Annotated in this window: 22 protein-coding genes; 18 read left to right on the top strand and 4 right to left on the bottom strand. The window is 39.3% G+C overall.

The annotated features are described in order from the left end of the window. Window positions 1-282: 282 nt before the first annotated feature. The 10 genes from budA to alaS all read left to right on the top strand — a co-directional run bounded on the left by budA (window position 283) and on the right by alaS (window position 11,069). Window positions 283-1,011: an acetolactate decarboxylase gene (budA, locus tag KJR31_RS03460; protein ID WP_214262084.1), complete on the top strand. Its 729-nt coding sequence runs from the start codon at window positions 283-285 to the stop codon at window positions 1,009-1,011. 12 nt (window positions 1,012-1,023) lie between these two features. Continuing rightward, window positions 1,024-1,773: a YhfC family intramembrane metalloprotease gene (locus KJR31_RS03455; RefSeq protein WP_214262083.1), complete on the top strand. Its 750-nt coding sequence runs from the start codon at window positions 1,024-1,026 to the stop codon at window positions 1,771-1,773. Window positions 1,774-1,891: 118 nt separating this feature from the next. After that, the gene (gene murB / locus KJR31_RS03450) at window positions 1,892-2,797 is read left to right on the top strand and encodes a UDP-N-acetylmuramate dehydrogenase (RefSeq protein WP_214262082.1); all 906 of its coding nucleotides are present in this window, start codon (window positions 1,892-1,894) and stop codon (window positions 2,795-2,797) included. Window positions 2,798-2,938: 141 nt separating this feature from the next. After that, on the top strand, window positions 2,939-4,096 hold the full coding sequence (locus tag KJR31_RS03445) for an ABC transporter ATP-binding protein (RefSeq protein ID WP_214262081.1): 1,158 nt from the start codon (window positions 2,939-2,941) through the stop codon (window positions 4,094-4,096). Further along, window positions 4,077-4,883, top strand: coding sequence for an ABC transporter permease (locus tag KJR31_RS03440; protein WP_000754116.1), 807 nt, complete (start codon window positions 4,077-4,079; stop codon window positions 4,881-4,883). Before KJR31_RS03445 ends, KJR31_RS03440 begins: the two co-directional genes overlap by 20 nt. Beyond that, window positions 4,880-5,653 (top strand): ABC transporter permease, encoded by a 774-nt coding sequence (locus tag KJR31_RS03435; RefSeq protein WP_214262080.1) that lies wholly within the window; start codon window positions 4,880-4,882, stop codon window positions 5,651-5,653. The genes KJR31_RS03440 and KJR31_RS03435 overlap by 4 nt, the downstream gene beginning before the upstream one ends. Beyond that, window positions 5,650-6,720, top strand: a complete 1,071-nt coding sequence (locus KJR31_RS03430) for an ABC transporter substrate-binding protein (RefSeq protein ID WP_214262079.1) — start codon at window positions 5,650-5,652, stop codon at window positions 6,718-6,720. The genes KJR31_RS03435 and KJR31_RS03430 overlap by 4 nt, the downstream gene beginning before the upstream one ends. A gap of 204 nt (window positions 6,721-6,924) precedes the next feature. Then, window positions 6,925-7,674 (top strand): MBL fold metallo-hydrolase, encoded by a 750-nt coding sequence (locus KJR31_RS03425; protein ID WP_214262078.1) that lies wholly within the window; start codon window positions 6,925-6,927, stop codon window positions 7,672-7,674. 274 nt (window positions 7,675-7,948) lie between these two features. Next, the gene (locus tag KJR31_RS03420) at window positions 7,949-8,434 is read left to right on the top strand and encodes an LURP-one-related/scramblase family protein (RefSeq protein WP_214262077.1); all 486 of its coding nucleotides are present in this window, start codon (window positions 7,949-7,951) and stop codon (window positions 8,432-8,434) included. A 16-nt stretch (window positions 8,435-8,450) separates the two neighbouring features. After that, window positions 8,451-11,069: an alanine--tRNA ligase gene (gene alaS, locus KJR31_RS03415; protein ID WP_214262076.1), complete on the top strand. Its 2,619-nt coding sequence runs from the start codon at window positions 8,451-8,453 to the stop codon at window positions 11,067-11,069. Window positions 11,070-11,161: 92 nt separating this feature from the next. Here alaS and gdhA read toward each other — a convergent pair whose 3' ends face one another. Beyond that, entirely contained in the window at window positions 11,162-12,508 is a 1,347-nt protein-coding gene (gdhA, locus tag KJR31_RS03410) for an NADP-specific glutamate dehydrogenase (protein WP_214262075.1), read from the bottom strand. Between the two features lie 227 nt (window positions 12,509-12,735). On the opposite strand from gdhA, the gene KJR31_RS03405 reads away from it, so the two are divergent. The 6 genes from KJR31_RS03405 to KJR31_RS03380 all read left to right on the top strand — a co-directional run bounded on the left by KJR31_RS03405 (window position 12,736) and on the right by KJR31_RS03380 (window position 17,813). Beyond that, the gene (locus tag KJR31_RS03405) at window positions 12,736-13,671 is read left to right on the top strand and encodes a dihydroorotate oxidase (protein ID WP_214262074.1); all 936 of its coding nucleotides are present in this window, start codon (window positions 12,736-12,738) and stop codon (window positions 13,669-13,671) included. A gap of 32 nt (window positions 13,672-13,703) precedes the next feature. Then, window positions 13,704-14,741 carry a DNA polymerase III subunit delta gene (gene holA / locus KJR31_RS03400; RefSeq protein ID WP_214262073.1) on the top strand — a complete coding sequence of 346 codons (1,038 nt, stop codon included), beginning with the start codon at window positions 13,704-13,706 and terminating at the stop codon, window positions 14,739-14,741. 69 nt (window positions 14,742-14,810) lie between these two features. Next, entirely contained in the window at window positions 14,811-15,416 is a 606-nt protein-coding gene (sodA, locus tag KJR31_RS03395; RefSeq protein WP_214262072.1) for a superoxide dismutase SodA, read from the top strand. 150 nt (window positions 15,417-15,566) lie between these two features. Further along, window positions 15,567-16,475 carry a LysR family transcriptional regulator gene (locus tag KJR31_RS03390; protein ID WP_214262071.1) on the top strand — a complete coding sequence of 303 codons (909 nt, stop codon included), beginning with the start codon at window positions 15,567-15,569 and terminating at the stop codon, window positions 16,473-16,475. After that, window positions 16,472-16,933 (top strand): signal peptidase II, encoded by a 462-nt coding sequence (gene lspA, locus KJR31_RS03385; RefSeq protein ID WP_214262070.1) that lies wholly within the window; start codon window positions 16,472-16,474, stop codon window positions 16,931-16,933. Before KJR31_RS03390 ends, lspA begins: the two co-directional genes overlap by 4 nt. Next, the gene (locus KJR31_RS03380) at window positions 16,923-17,813 is read left to right on the top strand and encodes an RluA family pseudouridine synthase (protein WP_214262069.1); all 891 of its coding nucleotides are present in this window, start codon (window positions 16,923-16,925) and stop codon (window positions 17,811-17,813) included. Before lspA ends, KJR31_RS03380 begins: the two co-directional genes overlap by 11 nt. A 37-nt stretch (window positions 17,814-17,850) precedes the next feature. Here KJR31_RS03380 and KJR31_RS03375 read toward each other — a convergent pair whose 3' ends face one another. Then, window positions 17,851-18,189 (bottom strand): helix-turn-helix domain-containing protein, encoded by a 339-nt coding sequence (locus KJR31_RS03375; protein WP_214262068.1) that lies wholly within the window; start codon window positions 18,187-18,189, stop codon window positions 17,851-17,853. 165 nt (window positions 18,190-18,354) lie between these two features. Here KJR31_RS03375 and KJR31_RS03370 point away from each other — a divergent pair, with 165 nt between their 5' ends. Next, entirely contained in the window at window positions 18,355-20,850 is a 2,496-nt protein-coding gene (locus tag KJR31_RS03370) for an SEC10/PgrA surface exclusion domain-containing protein (protein ID WP_214262067.1), read from the top strand. Between the two features lie 91 nt (window positions 20,851-20,941). Continuing rightward, window positions 20,942-22,003 (top strand): DUF6287 domain-containing protein, encoded by a 1,062-nt coding sequence (locus tag KJR31_RS03365; protein ID WP_214262066.1) that lies wholly within the window; start codon window positions 20,942-20,944, stop codon window positions 22,001-22,003. A gap of 31 nt (window positions 22,004-22,034) precedes the next feature. Here the strand turns inward: KJR31_RS03365 and ffh are convergent, their stop codons facing one another. Beyond that, window positions 22,035-23,600 carry a signal recognition particle protein gene (gene ffh, locus KJR31_RS03360; RefSeq protein WP_214262065.1) on the bottom strand — a complete coding sequence of 522 codons (1,566 nt, stop codon included), beginning with the start codon at window positions 23,598-23,600 and terminating at the stop codon, window positions 22,035-22,037. A gap of 11 nt (window positions 23,601-23,611) precedes the next feature. Continuing rightward, window positions 23,612-23,944 (bottom strand): putative DNA-binding protein, encoded by a 333-nt coding sequence (locus tag KJR31_RS03355; protein ID WP_125374075.1) that lies wholly within the window; start codon window positions 23,942-23,944, stop codon window positions 23,612-23,614. Window positions 23,945-24,038 lie beyond the last annotated feature (94 nt).

Raw genomic sequence — 24,038 nt, 5'->3', positions numbered from 1 at the left:
GCCCTCTTTTGATTTTGTTACATTGTACCTTTTTTTTAGACGTTTGGCAATGTTATACTCTTCGAAAATCTCTTCAAACCACATCAGCTTCACCTTGCCGTATGTATGGGATACTGACTACGTCAGTTCTATCTACAACCTCAAAACAGTGTTTTGAGCAACCTGTGGCTAGTTTCCTAGTTTGCTCTTTGATTTTCATTGAGTTTTAAACAGCAGTCTAGCGTTCAATTCTAAGAAGAAATGTGATATACTTAGTAAGTAAAATTTTCAAAGAAGAGTGAGATGATAAAGGTGCAAGAACCAGTTAAATTATTCCAATACAATACCTTGGGAGCCTTGATGGCTGGACTATACGGTGGGACCATGACCGTTGGTGAGTTGCTTGAACATGGGGATTTAGGACTAGGAACCTTGGACTCTATTGATGGAGAACTGATTGTCTTGGATGGGAAAGCCTATCAAGCTAAGGGTTCAGGGGATAAGCCTGAAATCGTAGAAGTTTCACCAGACGCACTGATTCCTTATGCGGCAGTTGTCCCCCACCAAGCAGAAGTTATTTTCCGTCAGCGTTTTGAGATGACTGATAAGGAACTAGAAAAACGAATTGAATCCTACTATGATGGGGAAAATCTTTTCCGTTCGATTAAAATTCATGGTGATTTTAAACACATGCATGTTCGCATGATTCCCAAATCAACATCCGAAACAAAGTTCGCTGAGGTTGCGACTCATCAGCCTGAATATAGTTGCGAAAATGTCTCTGGGACTATCGTTGGATTCTGGACACCTGAAATTTTCCATGGTGTCAGTGTTGCAGGCTATCATTTGCACTTTATCTCAGATGACCTAACCTTTGGTGGTCACGTTATGGACTTTGTCATCAAGGAAGGAATCGTAGAGGTTGGAGCTGTCGATCAGTTGGATCAACGTTTCCCTGTCCAGGATCGTCAGTACCTCTTTGCTAAGTTCAATGTTGATGAGATGAAAAAAGATATCGATCAGGCTGAATAAAAGGAGAAAAGTATGAAAATTCATGTAATAATCACAATGATAGCTTTATTTGTAATTCTCATAGCTGCCATTTGGTTCTCAAAAAAGAAGTACAAGATTAACCTTTCAGTTTTAGGCCTTGGGGCAGTCGCATTTTTTGTCTCATCTCAGGTACTGGAGAAAATTGTTCACCTTATCGTTCTTCATCCACAAAAAGATGGAACCATTTCGCTTATGCAGGAGCATCCTTTTCTATATGTCCTTTATGGAATCACTATGGCAGCTTTCTTTGAAGAAACGGCGCGCCTTGTCTTCTTTAAATGGTTAGAGAAGAAGAGAGCTTTGAAAGATTCGGATGCCCTCGCCTATGGACTTGGTCATGGTGGCTTGGAATTGCTCTACCTCGGAGTGGGGAGCTTGATTAGTCTTTTGATCCTCTTTTCGTTATTAGAGTCTTCAAATCCAGATTTGGCAAATATCCTTCCCCAAAATACACTTGAAACAGTTCAATCTCTATCTGGATGGCAGGTTTATTTACTAGGTGTTGAGCGTGTGCTTGCTCTGATTATGCAAATCGGTCTCACTTTCTGGGTTTATCAAGCAGTTCGTCAAAAGAATTGGATTTATCTAGCAACTGCTTATGGCTTACATGCCTTCTTTGATTTGGCTCCGAGTCTATCTCAGGTTGGTTGGATTTCAAATCCGCTTCTAGTCGAAGGGTTGTTAGCAGTGGAAGTTGTCCTATTTGTATACTTTACAAAAACAATCTTATATAAAAAATAATCATGCAAAAGAGGTCTAACCTCTTTTTTATCTGTATGGATAAAAAAGCTCATCAAATCATCGAAAAATGCTCCTAAAAATGGTATAATAGAATGTATTTTATAAAAGGAAGAGTAAAATGACTGTATTAGATAAAATAAATGAAACCTTAAAAGGAATCGATATTCGTTTCGATGAGCCCTTAAAATCTTATGCCTATACAAAAGTCGGAGGAGAGGCAGATTACTTGGTTTTTCCTCGCAATCGTTATGAGATGGCCCGTGTGGTGAAGTTTGCCAATCAAGAAAATATCCCTTGGATGGTTCTCGGAAATGCCAGTAATATTATCGTCCGAGAAGGCGGAGTTCGTGGCTTTGTCATTATGTGTGACAAGCTCAACAATGTTTCGGTCGATGGTTATACCATTGAAGCGGAAGCTGGAGCTAACTTGATCGAAACAACTCGCATTGCTCTTCGTCATAGTTTGACTGGATTTGAGTTTGCATGTGGCATTCCTGGAAGTGTCGGTGGCGCTGTTTTTATGAACGCTGGTGCCTACGGTGGTGAGATTGCACATATCCTGCAATCCTGTCAGGTCTTGACAAAGGAAGGTGAAATTGAGACTTTATCAGTCAAAGATTTAGCCTTTGGTTATCGTCATTCAGCTATTCAAGATTCTGGAGCAGTTGTCTTATCAGCTAAATTCTCACTTTCTCCTGGGAATTATGAGACAATCAAACAAGAAATGGATCGCTTGACCCACCTTCGGGAACTCAAACAACCTTTGGAATATCCATCATGTGGTTCTGTCTTTAAACGTCCAGTCGGGCATTTTGCAGGACAATTGATTTCAGAAGCTGGTTTGAAGGGCTACCGTATCGGTGGTGTTGAAGTCTCAGAAAAACATGCAGGCTTTATGATTAATGTAGCCGATGGGACCGCAAGAGATTATGAAGACTTAATTGAGTCTGTCATTGAAAAAGTTAAAGAACATTCTGGTGTTACCTTAGAGCGAGAGGTTCGCATTTTGGGTGAACACGAATAACATTATTTTTACATATTATTCAAAGATTGGGATTTTATTGCTAGATAAAAGGTTTAGGACGTTTTATTTCCGACACTTGTTTTTAGCATGCTAACAAGGTCCCAATTTGTTATTTTACGAAGAAGAAGGAATTTAGAGGAATTGAAAAAACCAATTATCGAATTCAGAAACGTTTCTAAAGTTTTTGAAGATAGTGACACTACGGTTCTCAAGGATATTAACTTTGAGTTGGAAGAAGGAAAATTTTATACACTGCTAGGAGCTTCTGGTTCAGGGAAATCAACCATTCTCAATATCATCGCAGGTTTGTTGGATGCAACGACGGGTGATATTTTGTTGGATGGCATAAGAATCAATGATATCCCTACTAATAAGCGCGATGTTCACACAGTTTTCCAATCTTATGCCTTGTTCCCACATATGAATGTCTTTGAAAATGTGGCCTTTCCATTGCGATTGCGTAAGGTCGATAAAAAAGAAATCGAACAACGTGTCTTAGAAGTCCTCAAGATGGTACAGCTTGAAGGATATGAAAAACGTTCGATCCGCAGGCTATCTGGAGGGCAACGCCAGCGTGTGGCTATTGCCCGTGCTATCATCAACCAACCTCGTGTTGTACTCTTGGATGAGCCCTTGTCAGCGCTTGACTTGAAGTTGCGGACAGACATGCAATACGAACTCCGTGAACTCCAACAACGCTTGGGCATTACCTTTGTTTTTGTTACCCACGATCAGGAAGAAGCCCTGGCCATGAGTGACTGGATTTTCGTTATGAATGACGGTGAAATCGTTCAGTCTGGGACACCAGTTGATATCTACGACGAGCCTATCAACCACTTTGTAGCCACCTTTATCGGTGAATCAAACATCCTGCCAGGAACTATGATTGAGGACTACTTGGTTGAGTTCAATGGCAAACGATTTGAAGCGGTCGATGGTGGGATGAAACCAAATGAACCAGTCGAAGTCGTCATTCGTCCAGAGGACTTGCGTATTACTCTTCCTGAAGAAGGAAAGCTCCAAGTTAAGGTCGATACGCAGCTCTTCCGTGGGGTTCACTATGAGATTATCGCCTATGATGAACTTGGCAATGAATGGATGATTCATTCGACTCGTAAGGCCATCGTTGGTGAGGAAATCGGTCTGGACTTTGAACCAGAAGACATCCACATCATGCGTCTCAATGAAACAGAAGAAGAGTTCGATGCTCGTATCGAAGAATACGTAGAAATCGAAGAGCATGAAGCAGGTTTGATCAACGCTATCGAGGAGGAAAGAGATGAAGAAAACAACCTCTAAACTCTTTGTAGTGCCCTACATGCTTTGGATTGCACTCTTCGTATTGGCACCCTTGGTCTTGATTTTTGGACAATCCTTTTTCAACATCGAAGGCCAGTTCAGTTTAGAAAACTATAAATCCTATTTCGCGTCGCAAAACTTAACCTATCTTAAAATGAGTTTTAATTCGGTTCTTTATGCTGGGATTGTAACTCTAGTGACACTCTTGATCAGCTATCCAACAGCCCTCTTTTTGACCCGTCTCAAACACCGTCAACTATGGCTCATGCTGATTATCTTGCCAACTTGGATCAACCTACTGCTCAAGGCCTATGCCTTTATTGGAATTTTTGGTCAAAATGGCTCCATTAACCAATTCTTGGAATTTATCGGAATTGGTTCGCAACAGTTGCTCTTTACGGATTTCTCATTTATCTTTGTCGCAAGCTACATCGAGCTTCCATTTATGATTTTGCCCATCTTCAATGTTCTGGATGATATGGATAACAATCTCATCAATGCCAGCTATGACCTCGGTGCAACCAAGTGGGAAACCTTCCGCCATGTCATCTTCCCTCTGTCAATGAACGGGGTTCGAAGCGGAGTCCAATCTGTCTTTATCCCAAGTTTGAGTCTTTTCATGTTAACTCGTTTGATCGGTGGGAACCGAGTGATTACTTTGGGGACTGCCATCGAGCAGAACTTCCTGACTAATGACAACTATGGTATGGGTTCAACCATTGGTGTTGTTCTTATCTTGACCATGTTCATTACTATGTGGGTGACTAAGGAAAGGAGAGAACGATGAAAAAATTATCGAATCTTTATCTAACCTTTGTCTTTATCGTCCTTTATTTGCCAATCTTTTACCTGATCGGATATGCCTTCAATGCCGGTGATGATATGAATAGCTTTACAGGTTTTAGTTTGTCTCACTTTGAAACCATGTTTGGTGATGGAAGGCTCATGCTGATTTTGGTTCAAACCTTTTTACTAGCCTTTCTATCAGCCTTGATTGCGACAGTGATTGGAACTTTTGGGGCTATCTATATCTACCAATCACGCAAAAAATACCAAGAAGCTTTTCTATCTCTTAATAACATTTTGATGGTTGCACCAGACGTTATGATTGGTGCCAGCTTCTTGATTCTCTTTACACAGCTCAAGTTTTCACTTGGTTTTCTGACGGTTCTTTCCAGTCACGTTGCCTTCTCGATTCCAATCGTAGTGCTCATGGTCTTGCCTCGATTGAAAGAGATGAATGGGGATATGATTCATGCAGCCTATGACCTTGGGGCTAGTCAGTTCCAAATGTTCAAGGAAATTATGCTCCCTTACCTAACACCTTCAATCATCGCAGGCTACTTTATGGCTTTCACCTATTCATTAGATGACTTTGCTGTGACCTTCTTTGTAACGGGAAATGGTTTTTCAACCTTGTCAGTTGAGATCTACTCTCGAGCTCGTAAGGGAATTTCTTTAGAAATCAATGCTCTTTCAGCCTTGGTCTTTCTCTTTAGTATTATCCTGGTTGTCGGATATTACTTTATTTCACGTGAGAAGGAGGAGCAAGCATGAAACGACTCTATTCATTTTTAGCAGGAATTTTAGCGATTATCCTTGTCTTATGGGGAATTTCTTACCATCTTGATAGTAAAATCAATAGTCGTGATAGTCAAAAATTGGTCATCTACAACTGGGGAGACTATATCGATCCTGAACTTCTAGAGAAATTTACAGAAGAAACGGGAATCCAAGTTCAGTACGAAACCTTTGATTCTAACGAAGCCATGTACACGAAAATCAAGCAAGGTGGAACAACCTATGATATTGCCATCCCAAGTGAATACATGATCAACAAGATGAAGGACGAAGATCTTCTAGTTCCACTTGATTATAGTAAGATTGAGGGAATTGAGAATATTGGTCCAGAGTTTCTCAACCAGTCATTTGACCCAAACAACAAGTACTCTATCCCATACTTCTGGGGAACTTTGGGAATTGTCTACAATGAAACCATGGTAGAAGAAGCACCTGAACATTGGGATGACCTCTGGAAACCAGAATACAAGGATTCGATCATGCTCTTTGATGGGGCGCGTGAGGTGCTTGGTTTAGGTCTTAACTCATTAGGCTATAGCCTCAACTCTAAAAATCCACAGCAGTTGGAGGAAACGGTCGATAAGCTCTACAAGCTAACTCCAAATATCAAGGCTATTGTAGCCGATGAGATGAAAGGTTACATGATTCAGAACAATGCTGCCATTGGTGTGACTTTCTCAGGTGAAGCTAGTCAGATGTTGGAAAAGAATCCTAACCTCAAATATGTCGTTCCGACAGAAGCAAGTAACCTCTGGTTTGATAACATGGTTATTCCTAAAACTGTCAAGAACCAAGATGCAGCTTATGCTTTCATCAACTTCATGTTGAAGCCTGAAAATGCTCTAAAAAATGCTGAGTATGTTGGCTATTCAACACCAAACAATGCTGCTAAGGAAATGCTCCCTGAAGAGACAAAAGAGGACAAGTCCTTCTATCCAGATGCAGATACAATGAAACACCTAGAAGTTTATGAAAAATTTGACCATAAATGGACAGGAATCTACAGTGACCTCTTCCTACAGTTTAAGATGTATCGGAAGTAGGAGATTTTTGCTGTCGGAAATAATTTCAATTAAATTAAAATAAAACCTGGCTATTAGTAACTAATAAAGTTTCTATAGCTAGGTTTTATGATGGTTATAAGTGGTAACTAGTAATAATTTCTGAATCGTGCTATAATTTTTCTAATCTTAAAGAATTTATCTTTTTATAGAAAAAGTGATTTGGAAACTATTTGTAGGAGTATTATGTTTATTTCGTTTACTTATTGTGGAGTTGCATGTGGAATCCTTTCCATTGATAATAAATTTTATATAGGAATTGATCCTGATTTATCTCCCAAAGGAACTTTAGTTCAGTTTAAAGGATTTGTGTCCGAGAAACAAACTAATGTCAATAATGATAAGTCTCTTCTTAATAAAGTTGATGTATGGCTAATAACTCATGGTCATCAAGATCATTTAGATGATGTTGGCAAAGGATACCTGAAGGACAAAACGGTCATTTCTCCTAACAGAAAAATTACAGAAGGATTGTCATGTTTAAAAAATATAGTTTTAAAATGGGGAGAAGAGCAATATTTTTCTGTTGATGAGTATGAAATTGCTATTAAAGCTATACCAGCTTATCATGCGAGTAATTTTATAATGCAAAAAATAGTTGGGAAAGTTAATGGTTATCAAATAACAATCACAAGTCCATTGCAAACTAAAATAATCTATTTTACAGGTGACACGATTTTATATCCAAGATTGACTGATTTTGTTCCCAAAAACATTGATGCTATTTTTGTAAATCTTGGAGCCGTTAAATCAGATTCATTTGGTGGTCCATTCACAATGAATTTAAAGATGTTACAACAATTAGAATCTATACTTCAGCCCCAAAATATCTATCCAATTCATATTGACGATTATAGTCATTACCAGACGACAAAAAAAGAAGTTGAAGATGCTAAATATAAAACTCTTTCTGTAGGCGAGACGATTAGCATCTAGCTTTCAGAATTTATTGCTTGATGCAGTATCTTTAAGATGATAAATCTTGACGAACCTTTCCAAAAACGGTATAATACTAGAGTTGAGAATTGGTTTTCTCTCCATCTTAGTTCAGAGAATTGGCGGTGCTGCGAGCCATCTAAGATAGAAAATCATGCTACTCAATCGAACAATTGCATAAGAATCAAAGAATGACAAGTTCATTGAATGAAGGTGGTACCGCGGTTTTTCGCCCTTCGTGATATGGATTTGTCTTTTATTTTTGGAGGTACTTATGAGAAGATTTCTTGTCAAACAAAAATTTCGCCTAGGTGGTGAACGCTTTGATATCAAGGATGAAATGGGCAATGTCGCCTATCAGGTTGAAGGTTCATTTTTTAAGATTCCAAAGACTTTTACCATCTACGATGCAGTTGGTGAACAAGTCAGTGGAATTAGTAAAGAAATTCTTACCTTCATGCCACGCTTTGAGATTCAACTCAGTAATGGAGATCATTTTTATATCCGAAAGAAGTTGACTTTCTTCAAAGATAAGTATGAGTTTGACAACCTCGGTCTTCGTATCGAAGGAAATATCTGGGATTTAAACTTTAAACTCCTCGATGATCGTGATCAAGTGATTGCGGAGATTGCTAAGGAACTCTTCCATTTAACTTCTACCTATACCGTGACAGTCTACGACGAATCTTATGCAGACCTAGTCATTTCCCTCTGTGTCGCTATCGACTATGTAGAAATGCTAGAAAGAGACTCAAATTAGTAAAAAGGAGATACAAATGAAACAATTATCTAGTGCACAAGTCCGCCAAATGTGGCTTGATTTCTGGGCGACCAAAGGTCACTCGGTAGAACCATCTGTTAGCTTGGTTCCAGTAAACGATCCAACCCTTTTGTGGATCAACTCAGGGGTAGCAACTCTTAAGAAATACTTTGATGGAACTATTATTCCTGAAAATCCACGAATTACCAATGCGCAAAAGGCTATCCGTACCAACGATATTGAAAACGTAGGGAAGACGGCGCGTCACCATACCATGTTTGAAATGTTGGGAAACTTCTCAATTGGGGATTACTTCCGTGACGAAGCCATTACTTGGGCTTATGAACTTTTGACAAGTCCTGAGTGGTTTGACTTCCCTAAAGACAAACTTTACATGACTTATTATCCAGATGACAAGGATTCATACAACCGCTGGATTGAAGTGGGAGTAGATCCAAGTCACTTGATCCCAATTGAAGACAACTTCTGGGAAATCGGTGCAGGACCTTCTGGACCTGATACAGAAATCTTCTTCGACCGTGGAGAAGCCTTTGACCCAGAAAACATCGGTCTTCGTCTTCTTGCAGAAGATATCGAAAATGACCGTTATATCGAAATCTGGAACATCGTTTTGTCACAATTTAACGCTGACCCAGCTGTTCCTCGTAGCGAGTACAAGGAATTGCCACACAAAAACATTGATACGGGCGCTGGTTTGGAGCGTTTGGTGGCAGTTATCCAAGGGGCTAAGACAAACTTTGAAACAGACCTCTTCATGCCGATCATTCGTGAAGTGGAGAAATTGTCTGGTAAGGTTTATGACCAAGATGGCGACAACATGAGCTTTAAAGTTATCGCTGACCACATCCGTTCTCTTTCATTTGCTATCGGTGATGGTGCCCTTCCTGGAAATGAAGGTCGTGGTTATGTCCTTCGTCGTCTTCTCCGTCGTGCTTCTATGCATGGTCAAAAATTGGGTATCAATGAGCCTTTCCTTTACAAACTCGTTCCAACTGTTGGAAAAATCATGGAAAGCTACTACCCAGAAGTTCTTGAAAAACGTGACTTTATTGAGAAAATCGTTAAGAGCGAAGAAGAGTCATTTGCTCGTACCCTTCACTCAGGTCAACACTTTGCCCAGGGTATCGTAGCAGACTTGAAAGAAAAAGGACAATCTGTCATTGCTGGTCAAGATGTCTTTAAACTCTATGATACATACGGATTTCCAGTAGAGTTGACAGAAGAAATCGCTGAAGAAGCAGGAATGACTGTAGACCGTGAAGGCTTCGAAGCAGCCATGAAGGAACAACAAGAACGTGCGCGTGCGTCTGCTGTCAAAGGCGGATCTATGGGTATGCAGAACGAAACCCTTCAAAACATTACTGTTGAGAGTGTCTTCAACTACAATGCTAGCCAATTGCCTTCTAAGTTGGTGGCTATCGTAGCTGATAATGCAGAAGTAGAAAGTGTATCAGAAGGAACTGCTTCACTGATCTTTGCAGAAACACCATTCTACGCTGAAATGGGTGGACAAGTTGCGGACCACGGTCAAATCTTGGATGCTCAAGGAAACGTAGTAGCGACTGTGACAGACGTTCAAAAAGCACCAAATGGACAAGCTCTTCATACCGTTGAAGTTCATGCTCCACTTGCTTTAAACCAAGAATATACTTTGACCATCGATAGCAATCGTCGTCATCGTGTCATGAAGAACCACACAGCAACTCACTTGCTCCATGCAGCTCTTCACAATATCCTTGGTCACCATGCAACTCAAGCAGGATCACTCAACGAAGTAGAATTCCTTCGCTTTGACTTCACCCACTTCCAAGCTGTAACTCCTGAAGAATTGCGCGCTATTGAGCAACAAGTCAATGAAAAGATCTGGGAAGCTATCGCAGTGGAAACAGTTGAGACAGATATTGACACAGCTAAAGAAATGGGAGCTATGGCCCTCTTTGGTGAGAAATACGGTAAGGAAGTACGTGTTGTAACCATTGGTGACTACTCAGTTGAACTTTGTGGTGGTACTCACGTAGGTAACACTTCTGAAATCGGTCTCTTCAAGATTGTTAAAGAAGAAGGGATTGGATCAGGAACTCGTCGTATCTTGGCAGTGACTGGTAAGGAAGCCTTTGAAGCTTATCGTGAACAAGAAGATGCTCTGAAAGCAGTCGCAGCAACCTTGAAAGCACCTCAACTCAAGGAAGTTCCTCATAAGGTGGAAGGTCTTCAAGAGCAACTCCGTCAATTGCAAAAAGAAAATGCAGAATTGAAGGAAAAAGCGGCAGCAGCGGCAGCAGGCGATGTCTTCAAGAATGTTCAAGAAGCAAACGGCCACCGTTACATTGCGAGCCAAGTTTCTGTTTCAGATGCAGGTGCTCTTCGTACCTTTGCAGATAACTGGAAGCAAAAAGACTACTCTGATGTGCTTGTTCTTGTCGCAGCCATCGGTGACAAGGTCAACCTTCTTGTAGCCAGCAAGACAAAAGACATCCACGCAGGTAACTTGGTTAAAGAATTAGCTCCAATCGTTGATGGACGTGGTGGTGGTAAACCAGACATGGCCATGGCAGGAGGAAGCAACCAAGCGAAGATCCAAGAATTGTTGGATGCCGTAGCAAGTAAATTGTAATCATTTAATACCTATCCATTTGGATAGGTATTTTTCTGTGAATAAGAAAAACTCCTCACATGGGATGTGAGGAGTTATATGCTTTCTAAAAATTAAACCAGACCTTGGGCAATCATAGCATTTGCTACATTTTCAAAGGCTGCGATATTAGCACCTGCAAGGTAATCAGTACCAAGACCATATGTTTCAGCAGTTGTTTTAGCTGTGTTGAAGATGTTGGTCATGATGTCTTTGAGACGTCCATCAACTTCTTCACGAGTCCATGAAAGTCGAAGACTGTTTTGGCTCATTTCAAGAGCTGATACAGCAACACCACCAGCATTGGCCGCTTTGGCAGGTCCGTAAAGGATTCCATTTTCTTTGTAAACTTTGATAGCTTCAAGGTCGCTAGGCATGTTAGCTCCTTCAGAGACACAGATAACTCCTTGAGCAACCAAGCGTTTCGCAGCTTCACCGTTGATCTCATTTTGAGTTGCACATGGAAGGGCGATATCATAGTTGCCAGCGTAAGTCCATACAGAACCTTCGTGGTAAGTAGCAGTTGGTTTTTCTGCTGCGTATTCAGTCAAACGAGCACGACGTTTTTCTTTAACATCTGTAAGAAGGTCAAAATCGATACCATTTTCGTCGATGACATAGCCATTTGAGTCAGATACAGAGATAACAGTTGCACCAAGTTCAGTCGCTTTTTGAAGAGCGTATTGGGCTACGTTACCAGAACCTGAAATCACGACTTTCTTACCAGCAAAGCTGTTGCCGTTTGCTTTAAGCATTTCTTCAGTATAGTAAACCAAACCGTAACCAGTTGCTTCTGGACGGATCAAGCTACCACCGAAACCAAGAGGTTTACCAGTCAAGACACCGGCATCAAATTGGTTGAGGCGTTTGTATTGACCGTAGAGGTAACCAATCTCACGTCCACCAACACCGATATCACCAGCAGGTACGTCAAGAGATGGTCCGATGTATTTTTGCAATTCAGTCATGAAGCTTTGGCAGAAGCGCATCACTTCAGCATCAGTCTTGCCTTTGGGATCGAAGTCTGATCCACCTTTACCTCCACCGATAGGAAGTCCAGTCAAGACATTTTTAAAAATTTGTTCAAATCCTAGGAATTTCAAAATCCCTTGGTTTACAGTTGGGTGGAAACGAAGTCCGCCTTTATATGGTCCAACAGCTGAGTTAAATTGAACACGATAACCACGGTTCACTTGAACTTTACCGTCACGGTCAACCCAAGGAACACGGAAAGAAATCACGCGCTCAGGCTCAGTGATACGTGCCAAGATATTTTCTTCGATATACTCAGGGTGTTTTTCAAAGACAGGCTCCAATGTGCTGAAGAATTCTTCAACCGCCTGGAGAAATTCAGCCTCATGCCCGTTACGAGCTTTTACAGTTTCAAACACGCTTTGGATATATTCTTTAGCAGATGTCATATCGTTCTCCTTTATGTTGTCATATTTTATTACATGAGACATTATAGCAGAAAAATTTTTCAGTGTAAAGGATAAAACACAAATTTTCTAAAAATTCTTTCAATTTGAATCAGCTCCTTTTTTTAGATGAATCTGCACAGCTTTTTATAGACCCACTTTTATGAAAGGGGTCCTGTCAAAGTATGGTATAATAGTAGAGATATAAAGGAATTCGGAGGAATAGAATCATGGTATCAACTAAAACACAGATTGCTGGTTTTGAATTTGATAATTGCTTGATGAATGCAGCAGGAGTTGCTTGTATGACCATTGAGGAGTTGGAAGGTGTCAAAAATTCAGCAGCAGGAACTTTTGTCACAAAAACAGCAACCTTGGAATTTCGTCAGGGAAATCCTGAACCACGTTATCAAGATGTTCCACTAGGTTCTATTAACTCGATGGGCCTCCCAAATAATGGTTTAGACTATTACTTAAAGTATCTATTGGAATTACAAGAAAAAGAACCAAACCGTACCTTCTTTTTATCATTGGTTGGAATGTCTCCAGAGGAAACTCACACTATTTTGAAAAAGGTTCAAGAGAGTGATTTTCGTGGTCTAACTGAACTCAATCTCTCATGCCCAAATGTTCCTGGTAAACCACAGATTGCCTATGACTTTGAAACTACAGATCGTATCTTATCAGAAGTCTTTGAGTATTTTACAAAACCTCTAGGAATTAAGCTTCCACCTTATTTTGATATTGTACATTTTGATCAAGCAGCAGCTATTTTTAACAAATATCCACTTAAGTTTGTCAATTGTGTCAACTCTATCGGAAATGGTCTTTATATTCAAGATGAGTCAGTCGTGATTCGTCCTAAGAATGGTTTTGGTGGGATTGGTGGAGAATACATCAAACCAACGGCCCTTGCTAATGTTCATGCCTTTTATCAACGTTTAAATCCTCACATTCAAATTATCGGAACTGGTGGAGTCTTAACCGGTCGTGATGCCTTTGAACATATCCTTTGTGGTGCCAGCATGGTGCAAGTAGGAACTACCCTTCATAAAGAAGGAGTCGGTGCTTTTGAGCGTATTACCAAGGAACTCAAAGAAATCATGGTGGAAAAAGGTTACGAAAGCCTAGAGGATTTCCGTGGGAAATTGAATTATATGGATTAAATAGAAGCTAAACTAACAAGAAAGGAGAAAAGATGCTAGCCATAGAAGAAAGCCGAAAGCTATCCTTAGCGAACCTTCCTAGTTTGACCCTGTTTACAGGGGCTGATCAAGGCCAGTACGACATCATGAAAACTCAGGTTCTAAAGCAAATCGGATACGATCCTGCAGATTTGAATTTTGCTTATTTTGACATGAAAGAAGTAGACTACAAAAGCTTGGAGCTAGAGTTGGTCAGTCTTCCTTTCTTTGCGGATGAAAAAATCGTGATCCTAGATCACTTTGTGGATATTACAACTGCTAAAAAACGCTATCTAACTGATGATGAGCTCAAGGCCTTTGAAGACTATCTGGAAAATCCTGTACCCTCAAGTAAATTAGTAATCTTTGCTGAAGGCAAGTTAGACAGTAAGAGACGTTTGGTCAAATTGCTCAAGAGAGATGCAACTGTGTTTGAGGCTCTTGAACCTAAAGAGCAAGAGTTGCGAGCCTATTTTCAAAAGTGGGCTCAGGAACAAGAACTTTCCTTTGATGGAAAATCTTTTGAACAGTTGCTTATCAAATCTAGTTTTCAATTCAGTGAAATTCAGAAAAACTTGCTCTTCTTACAGTCTTATAAGGATAGTGGTCTGATAACAGAAAAAGATATTGTTGAAGCCATACCAAAGACTTTGCAGGATAATATCTTTGATCTAACCCAATTGATTTTAGGGAAGAAGATCGATCAGGCTCGTGATTTAGTAAAAGATTTGACCTTGCAGGGAGAAGATGAGATTAAACTGATTGCCATTATGCTGGGGCAGTTCAGACTCTATACACAAGTGAAAATTTTACAAGAGTCTGGTCAGACAGAGACTCAGATGGTTAGCAATTTAGGTCACTATCTTGGTCGTAATCCTAACCCCTATCAAATCAAGTTTGCCCTCCGTGACACGCGAGAATTGTCCTTGAATTTCTTACAGGATTCCATTCGTTATCTTATCCAAGCAGATTATCAAATTAAGACTGGTGTTTACGAAAAAGGCTACCTGTTTGAGAAGGCTTTGTTGCAAATTGCAAGCCAATCAAATTGAGCAAATAACTTGAAAAAATAGGTTGTTTGCGTTATCATTTTTATATAAAAAGAAAAAGAGGTATTACAGATGGCTATTATCTTACCAGATCTTCCATACGCTTACGATGCATTGGAACCATACATTGATGCTGAAACAATGCACTTGCACCATGACAAACACCACCAAACATACGTAAACAACGCAAATGCAGCTCTTGAAAAACACCCTGAAATTGGTGAAGACCTCGAAGCATTGCTTGCTGACGTAGACTCTATCCCAGCTGATATCCGTCAAGCTCTTATCAACAACGGTGGTGGACACTTGAACCACGCTCTTTTCTGGGAATTGATGACTCCTGAAAAGACAGCTCCTTCAGCAGAACTTGCAGCAGCAATCGATGAAGCTTTTGGTTCATTCGAAGAATTCCAAGCAGCCTTCACTGCAGCAGCAACAACTCGTTTCGGTTCTGGATGGGCATGGTTGGTTGTTAACAAAGAAGGTAAACTTGAAGTGACTTCAACAGCAAACCAAGACACACCAATCTCAGAAGGTAAGAAACCAATCTTGGGCTTGGACGTTTGGGAACATGCTTACTACGTAAAATACCGCAACGTTCGTCCTGATTACATCAAAGCTTTCTTCTCAGTGATTAACTGGAATAAAGTAGATGAACTTTACGCAGCAGCTAAATAATATGAACACTAACACCTTTGGTTAGAATTTTATCTAACTTGAAAGGTGTTTTTTGTTTGCTTGGATTAGAAGTGTCTGTCTCATGATTTTCCTTTGTTGGATAGGCTTGATTTATGGTATAATGATAAGATAGAAATCGAAGGAGAAATCATGAATATTCAACAATTACGCTACGTTGTGGCTATTGCTAATAGTGGTACTTTTCGTGAAGCAGCTGAGAAGATGTACGTTAGCCAACCGAGTCTATCTATTTCTGTAAGAGACTTGGAAAAAGAGCTCGGCTTCAAGATTTTTCGCAGAACCAGTTCTGGAACTTTCCTTACTCGTCGCGGTATGGAATTTTATGAAAAGGCACAAGAATTGGTCAAAGGATTTGATGTTTTCCAGAACCAGTATGCCAATCCTGAAGAGGAAAAGGATGAGTTTTCAATAGCCAGCCAGCACTATGATTTCTTGCCACCGACTATCACAACTTTTTCTCAACGGTACCCAGACTATAAAAATTTCCGTATTTTTGAATCTACAACTGTTCAGATTTTGGATGAAGTAGCCCAAGGTCATAGTGAGATTGGGATTATTTACCTCAATAATCAAAACCAAAAGGGTATCATGCAACGGGTTGAAAAGTTAGGCCTTGAAGTGATTGAGTTGATTCCTTTCCAGACGCATATTTATCTTCGTGAAGGTCACCCTTTAGCTAAGAAAAAAGAGTTGGTTATGGAGGATTTAGTTGATTTGCCAACAGTTCGTTTCACACAAGAGAAGGATGAATATCTCTATTACTCAGAAAACTTTGTGGATACAAGTGCTAGCTCTCAGATGTTTAACGTAACAGACCGCGCTACTTTAAATGGAATTCTTGAAAGAACAAATGCTTATGCGACTGGTTCTGGATTCTTAGATAGCGATAGTGTGAACGGAATCACCGTTATTCCTCTAAATGATAATCTCAATAATCGCATGGTTTATGTGAAACGTGAGGAAGTAGACTTGAGCCAAGCGGGAACCTTATTTGTAGAAGTTATGCAAGAGTATTTTGATCAGAAGAGGAAAGCATGAAAAAAAGAGGACTAGTAGTATGGATTATAGGATCCTTAATCCTATTCGACCAATTGGTAAAGTCTTATGTCGTTAAGACTATTGCTCTTGGTGAAATCAAGTCATGGATCCCAAATCTAGTTAGTTTAACCTATCTGCAAAATAGAGGAGCTGCCTTTTCGATGCTCCAAGATCAACAGTGGTTTTTTGCAGTGATTACCCTGGTAGTCATGGTTGGAGCTATCTGGTATCTACATAAGCATATAGAGGATTCCTCCTGGACAGTCTTTGGATTGATTTTGATTATTGCAGGTGGCCTTGGGAACTTTATCGATCGCATCAGTCAAGGATTTGTCGTGGATATGTTCCACTTAGACTTTATCAATTTTGCGATTTTCAATGTGGCTGATAGTTATCTGACAGTAGGAGTAGTGGTGTTATTGCTTGCAATGCTAAAAGAGGAAATGAATGGAAATTAAAATTGAAACCGGCGGGGTACGTTTAGATAAGGCTTTGTCTGATTTGACAGAATTGTCTCGTAGTCTCGCCAATGAACAAATCAAGTCTGGTCAGGTCTTGGTCAATGGACAGGTAAAAAAAGCTAAATACTCGGTTCAAGAAGGGGATATTATCACTTATCAAGTTCCAGAACCAGAAGCTTTAGAGTATGTGGCGGAAGATATTCCATTAGAAATCATTTATCAAGATGAGGATGTAGCAGTAGTTAACAAGCCTCAAGGGATGGTTGTTCATCCAAGCGCTGGTCATACTAGTGGTACCTTGGTTAATGCCCTCATGTATCATATCAAGGACCTATCAGGCATTAATGGTGTATTGCGTCCAGGGATTGTTCATCGTATTGATAAGGATACGTCAGGCCTCTTGATGATTGCTAAAAATGATGAAGCGCATATGGCACTGGCTCAAGAATTGAAGGATAAGAAGTCTCTTCGAAAGTATTGGGCTATTGTTCACGGTAATCTCCCAAATGACCGTGGAGTCATCGAGGCACCAATCGGACGTAGCGAAAAAGACCGTAAGAAACAAGCTGTGACTGCCAAAGGAAAACCAGCAGTGACACGCTTCCAAGTCTTGGAACGCTTTGGTGATTATACTTTATTAGAGTTGCAACTGGAAACAGGGCGGACTCATCAAATTCGTGTACACATGGCTTACATCGGTCATCCTGTTGCTGGAGATGAGGTCTATGGTCCTCGTAAAACTTTGAAAGGTCATGGGCAGTTTCTCCACGCTAAGACACTTGGATTTACCCATCCAAGAACGGGTGAAACCATGGAATTTACTTCCGATATTCCAGCTATCTTTAAAGATACTTTGGAAAAACTACGAAATAACTAAAAAAGGACTCAACTGAGTCCTTTTTATTTGCGTTTTTTTAATGGTTATTTATATTGTTTAATAAAGTCGATATTGCATCTATTATATCTGTTTTTTGTGGCTCTGGAAGCTGTTCAAGTTGACTGATGATGTTTTCAATTTCTTTGCTTTGGATTGGGAAATCAAAGTTGAAAAAAGTTTTTTCATCTACTTCAAGAGCAGTTAGAATTTTATTCAGTGTTTGTATTTGAAAATTATATTTCTCATTTTCGATGTTATGAATATGTTTAGAACCCAATCCAGCCAATTCAGATAGTTTCTCTTGACTTAATCCTTTTTTAAGGCGTAAGTATCTAATTCTTTTTGCAATAAATGTTTGTAAGTTATTTTGATTCATATTTTTTTACCTTCACCTATTATTGTAAAGATAAAAATTATAAATAATAAGTAGCACAAATTACACTTAAAATAATAATAAGTGTTGAATATTACACTAATAAATGATAAAATAATATAATGAAACTATAAAAAATCACTCAATAAGTGATTAAAGGAGAAATTGATGAAGAAATTGCAAATTCTGACAACTACAGCAGTTATTGGACTTGCATCAGCTGCTATTCCTACATTAGCTCAAGAAGCTAACACTGATGTAGATACGACAACAAGTGTAAATGAACCAGCTCTTGTTGAAAAGCCAACTATTGAAAAATCATCAGATGTAAAACTAGCTCTTGATGCTCAAAAGAAAGTTGTAGACCAAACTAAAGAACAACTTACTGATGCTCAAGCTAAAGCTGATGAAGCTAACAAACAAGTGTCTAACGCTCATTCAAAAGTAGCAAAAGCTACTGAAGACGTTAAACACGCTGAAGAAGTTGCTTCTAAGGCTACGCCTGAAAATATTGAAGCTAATAAAGCGGCCCAAAAAGCTAATCTTTCTGACCAAGAAGCCAACACTAAAGAAACAGCTACTGCTGATTCAAACATTGCAACTCAAACTGAAGCTGTAAACACTGCTAAGACAGATGTAGCTAACGCTGAACAAGCACTTACTGATGCTAATGCTAATGTTTCTGCTAAAGAAACTCAAGTTCAATCTGCTAAAGATGCAATTTCAGGAACTGGACTTGCTCAAGCTGAAGATAAACTTGAACAAGCTAAAGCTGAAACTAAGGGTGCTGAAAAAAATGTCGCTCTTGCAGAAACAGCATTAACTGATGCTAAGAAAGCTGATGAAAAACGTCAAGAAGCTATTGATAACGCTCAAAACGACGTTGACGCTAAAACAACTTCAATTAACAAAACTAAAGATAACCTTGCTTCAGCTACTCAAAAAGCTAATGATACATCATCAACACTTACTAAAGCTAAAGATAAACTTAATACAGCTACAAAAGCTTTGGATAGCGTTGATATTGTCAAAATTCCAGACTTGACTCAATTCAAAGAAGATATCGCTTCAGGTGATAATGACTTTATGACTGACTCTGGTGCTAAAGTAATTGAAAACACAGAAGTTTCAATTGGTAAAAACGCTAAAAATCAACCAATTGATATTGACAATCTAACTCAAGCACAAAAAGAAGAAATTTCTCACTTGTATGTTGAAGGATTGAAACAAATCCGTGAACAATTAAAAGACAATAGTAAATATCTTGTTGCATCAAAAGAAAACACTGGTGTCACAAAAGAAGCTATTTCGTTTGCTAGTGAAAAAGCTAAAGCTTATAAAGAACGTGGTAAGAGTCCACTTACACACGGACACATTACGGGCGGAGTTGAAAACCTAGCTCGTCTAGGTAAAAAGAAAAACTTCCAAAACATGCATGATTTGAAAGAAGCTGTTGCTAATGCATTATTAGGAACATCATTTGCTGACGCTCATGCAGAATGGGGACACTTAAAAGCTAACCTTGACGGTGCGTCAAAGGTTGGACTTGATGTTGCAAACATCAACGGTGATTACTGGTTAGTAATTGTGTTTAGTGGTGCGGGTAAACCACTCACTAACCCAACAAATGCTGAAGCTATCCAGAAAGCATATGAAGACGCTAAAGCTGAAAAAGCTAAAGCTCAAACCGCTTCAGAAAAAGCTAACGATGCTCTCAAACAAGCATCAACTGACTACGCTAACGCTTTAGAACTTAAAACTTCAGCAGAAAAGACATTGGCTGATGCTACTGCAACACCAATTCAAACAACTGTTGCTGAAAACAACTTGCGTCTTGCAAAACTTGCTCTTGAAAGTGCACAAAAACGTCAAGCTGAAGCTCAAAAAGCAGTTGATAACTTCTCTGCTGACCTTGCTTCTAAGAAACAAGCTCTTGATGATGCTAAATCAGATCTTGAATCAGCTAAACGTGTTCAAGAACAAAAAGTTCAAGCTCTTGCTGATGCAAAAACTGAACTTAAAACTCAAGAATCAAAACTTGAAGCTCTTAAAGCTCAAAAAGCTAAATTGGTTGAAGAAAAAAACCGTTTAGTTGAAGAGGCTAAAGCTCTTGCTGAAGTATTAAAAGGTTATGTTGAAGCACCAATCAATTTGGCTAAAGCTCAAACAACATTAGCTGAAAAACAAGATGTACTTAAAAATGCTGAAGCTAAAGCTAAAAGCGCAAAAAATCTTGTTGAAGCGATTAAAACAACACTTAAAACTGAACAAACTAAACTTGATGAAATTCAAAGTAAATTTGACAAACTTCAAGATTTGGAAGAAAAAGCAAAAGATAATGTCATTGCAACATTGCCTGACGGCACAATTGTTGCTATTCCTAATGGAGCACCAATTGCTGATGAACTTCCTGAATTTGACATTAACAGTTTGAACAGAGCGCTTGACGATAATAAGGCAGTCACTATTGATGACAAAGGCAATGTTACTGTTAATGGTCAAGCCTACACAAGTCAGCAACAAGCATCAAGTAAGCCAATTTATTCACGAGTAGAGCGAGCAAAAACACTGCCGGAGACGGGTGAACAATCAAATATTGCTTTAATCGCTTTAGGTGCTATTCTGGGTGCATTTGGGATTGCAACATTACGAAAAAAACGATAAAATATTAAGAAATCTTCTTACTATAGAGAGTAAGAAGATTTTTGGGATTGTAAATTGATATTTGATGAAATAATTTCTTGAAGGAGTTTTTATGAAAAATAAGGTAGCTTTCTTAGTTTTATTCGGTTCGGTACTTTTATTGACTGCATGTTCAGGAAAACCAGAAAAAACAGAGTTAACATCTCAAACAAGCGAAGTAAGCACTACATCTACAACTGAGAATGAGTTGAAACCAGAGGAACAATACGCGTCGATTATTGAAAAATTTGAGAAGTTGACCACTAACGGTAATGATGCGCTTAAATCAGCAGTAGAGGGAACAGAAGCTCAAGAGGCTATGGTAATGAATTACTTAGCTCAAATAAAAGAAAATGGGCACACAAAAAAATATGCTTTTTATGACATTAACAATGATAAAACCCAGGAACTTCTAATTGGTGATTCAGAGTTTATCATAGCCATATACACATTGAAAGATGGGAAACCAGTTTTTGTAAAAGGAGCAGGTACTGGTGGTGGATCAATGCGAAGTAGTCTAACGATTTACAAAGACGGAACGTTACAGTATTTAGCTGGTCAAGGTACTGATCCAAACTGGGAAGCAATCTCTTATCAATTAAAAGATGGGAAATTAGAAGAAATTGTGAAGAAAGATTTTAAACAGTTTCAAGGGAATGAACCAGCAGAAGTTTTAGGTATTTCATCTGAAAAAGTTGATTTTAAACAAGTGACTTGGAACGACTTTAAACAAAATACTAGTAAAGATAAAGAGGATGTTACAAAAGAAACACAATCAACATTAAAAGCTGATATTTCTTCTGTTTTTTCTGGAGATGTATCTAGCATTGAAGGGAATTGGACTAATAGCAGCGGAGAAACTGTTACAATTACAAGTAAAGAAATAAAACACCACAAGGGTAAACAAGGAACATTCCAAGTAACTGCCTTTCGTAAAAATCCAGAGTTACCTCTTTTGACATTGAACTTAGAAGAATCTAATCCTTATGGGCCTCTCTCATATGTATTGATTCCTGCTGGCAATCCTGCCTACTCAAATAACGGTGAATCTGATGCGACAAAGGACCGTTTAATCGAAGCTTCGACGATTAGTCAATCAGCAGTTATTTCACCAGAAAGTTTCTTTTATAGATAATTAGAATAAAAAGGACTCAACTGAGTCCTTTTTATTTGCGTTTTTTCTTAGCTTTTTTCATTTTATTAGCCATACGTTTCATGGATTGCTTCATAGCGAATTCTCCGATTTTACCCTTGAGACCTCCACCGAGCATCTGGCTCATATCTGGCATTCCAGCTCCTCCAAGAGTGGACATATCAGGCATACCACCTTGTCCCATCATGCCTTCAAGGGCTGACATATCCATGCCGCCAGGCATATTCTTAGGAAGGTTATTAGGGTTGATGCCCATTTGTTTCATCATCTTGTTCATATCACCAGACATGACACCTTGCATGAGTTGCTTGGCTTGGTTAAAGTCTTTGATGAACTTGTTGACTTCGATAAAGGTATTTCCAGAACCTGCAGCGATACGACGACGACGGCTTGGTGTTAGTAAATCTGGATTTTCACGTTCTTCAGGGGTCATAGAAGAGACGATGGCACGTTTGCGAGCAATTTGGCGCTCATCCACCTTCATGTTTTGAAGGGCAGGATTGTTGGCCATGCCTGGAATCATTTTGAGTAAATCTTCCATTGGCCCCATATTTTGTACCTGATCCAACTGATCGATGAAATCGTTGAAATCGAAGGTGTTTTCTCGCATCTTTTCAGCCATTTCAATGGCTTTTTGCTCATCGTATTCTTGGGAAGCTTTTTCAATCAGAGTCAGCATATCTCCCATACCGAGAATACGGCTGGCCATACGGTCAGGGTGGAAGGTTTCAATGTCGGTAATCTTCTCACCAGTACCAGTGAATTTGATTGGTTTTCCTGTGATATGACGAACAGAAAGGGCCGCACCACCACGAGTGTCACCGTCAATCTTTGTAAGGATAACACCAGTAACTTCTAATTGATCGTTAAATTCACGTGCAACGTTGGCAGCTTCCTGACCAATCATGGCATCGATGACCAAGAGAATTTCATTTGGTTGAGCCAAGGCTTTAACGTCACGGAGCTCATTCATGAGAAGCTCGTCAATTTGTAAACGACCGGCCGTATCAATCAAGACATAGTCGTTGTGGTTGGCTTTAGCTTGCTCCAAACCTTGGCGAACAATCTCAACTGCAGGAACTTCAGTCCCAAGAGCAAAGACAGGAACATCAATTTGTTGTCCCAGTGTTTTGAGCTGGTCAATAGCAGCAGGGCGATAGATGTCGGCCGCAATCATTAAAGGACGAGCATCCTCTTCCTTTTTAAGTTTGTTAGCAAGTTTACCCGCAAAAGTTGTTTTACCAGCCCCTTGCAAACCGACCATCATGATAATAGTTGGGATTTTTGGAGACTTGATAATCTCAGCTGTATCTGAACCAAGAACTGCGGTTAACTCTTCATTTACAATCTTGATGATTTGTTGGGCTGGATTGAGGGTATCAATCACTTCATGCCCAATGGCACGTTCACGAACCTTTTTGATAAAGTCCTTGACTACAGGAAGAGCAACGTCGGCCTCTAAAAGAGCTAGACGAATTTCCTTGGTTGCTTCTTGGATATCGCTCTCGGTGATTTTTCCTTTTTTACGTAAATTTTTAAAGACGTTCTGCAAACGTTCTGTTAAATTTTCAAATGCCATATTTATTCCTCTTATTCTCTATTGTCAATACTTGTTAAAATCTCAACTTGCTCTTGTAGAAAAGCATCTTCTGGATAACGCTCCAAAATCTGATCGAAAATCTGACTGCGAACAATGTAGTCAGAGTACATATGAAGCTTCATTTCATAATCTTCCAGTATTTTTTCTGTACGTTTGATATTGTCATAAACAGCTTGGCGACTAACGCCGAATTCTTCAGCGATTTCAGCTAAACTATAGTCATCTGCATAGTAGAGTTCGATATAGTTCATCTGCTTATCAGTCAAAAGGGCTGCATAAAATTCAAACAGAGCATTCATTCGATTGGTTTTTTCAATTTCCATAAGATTTATTATACCAAAAAATAGGCTAGACTGCTAGTAATGGATTGATTTTAGAGATAAGTGAGAAAAAGTCGTTTTAACGGTTATTTTCTGA

This window comes from Streptococcus infantis (assembly GCF_018499575.1).
In the GTDB taxonomy this organism is placed as follows: domain Bacteria; phylum Bacillota; class Bacilli; order Lactobacillales; family Streptococcaceae; genus Streptococcus; species Streptococcus infantis_K.
The sequence above is the reverse complement of the archived record's forward strand: the minus strand, read 5'-3'. Positions and strand labels throughout refer to the sequence as shown.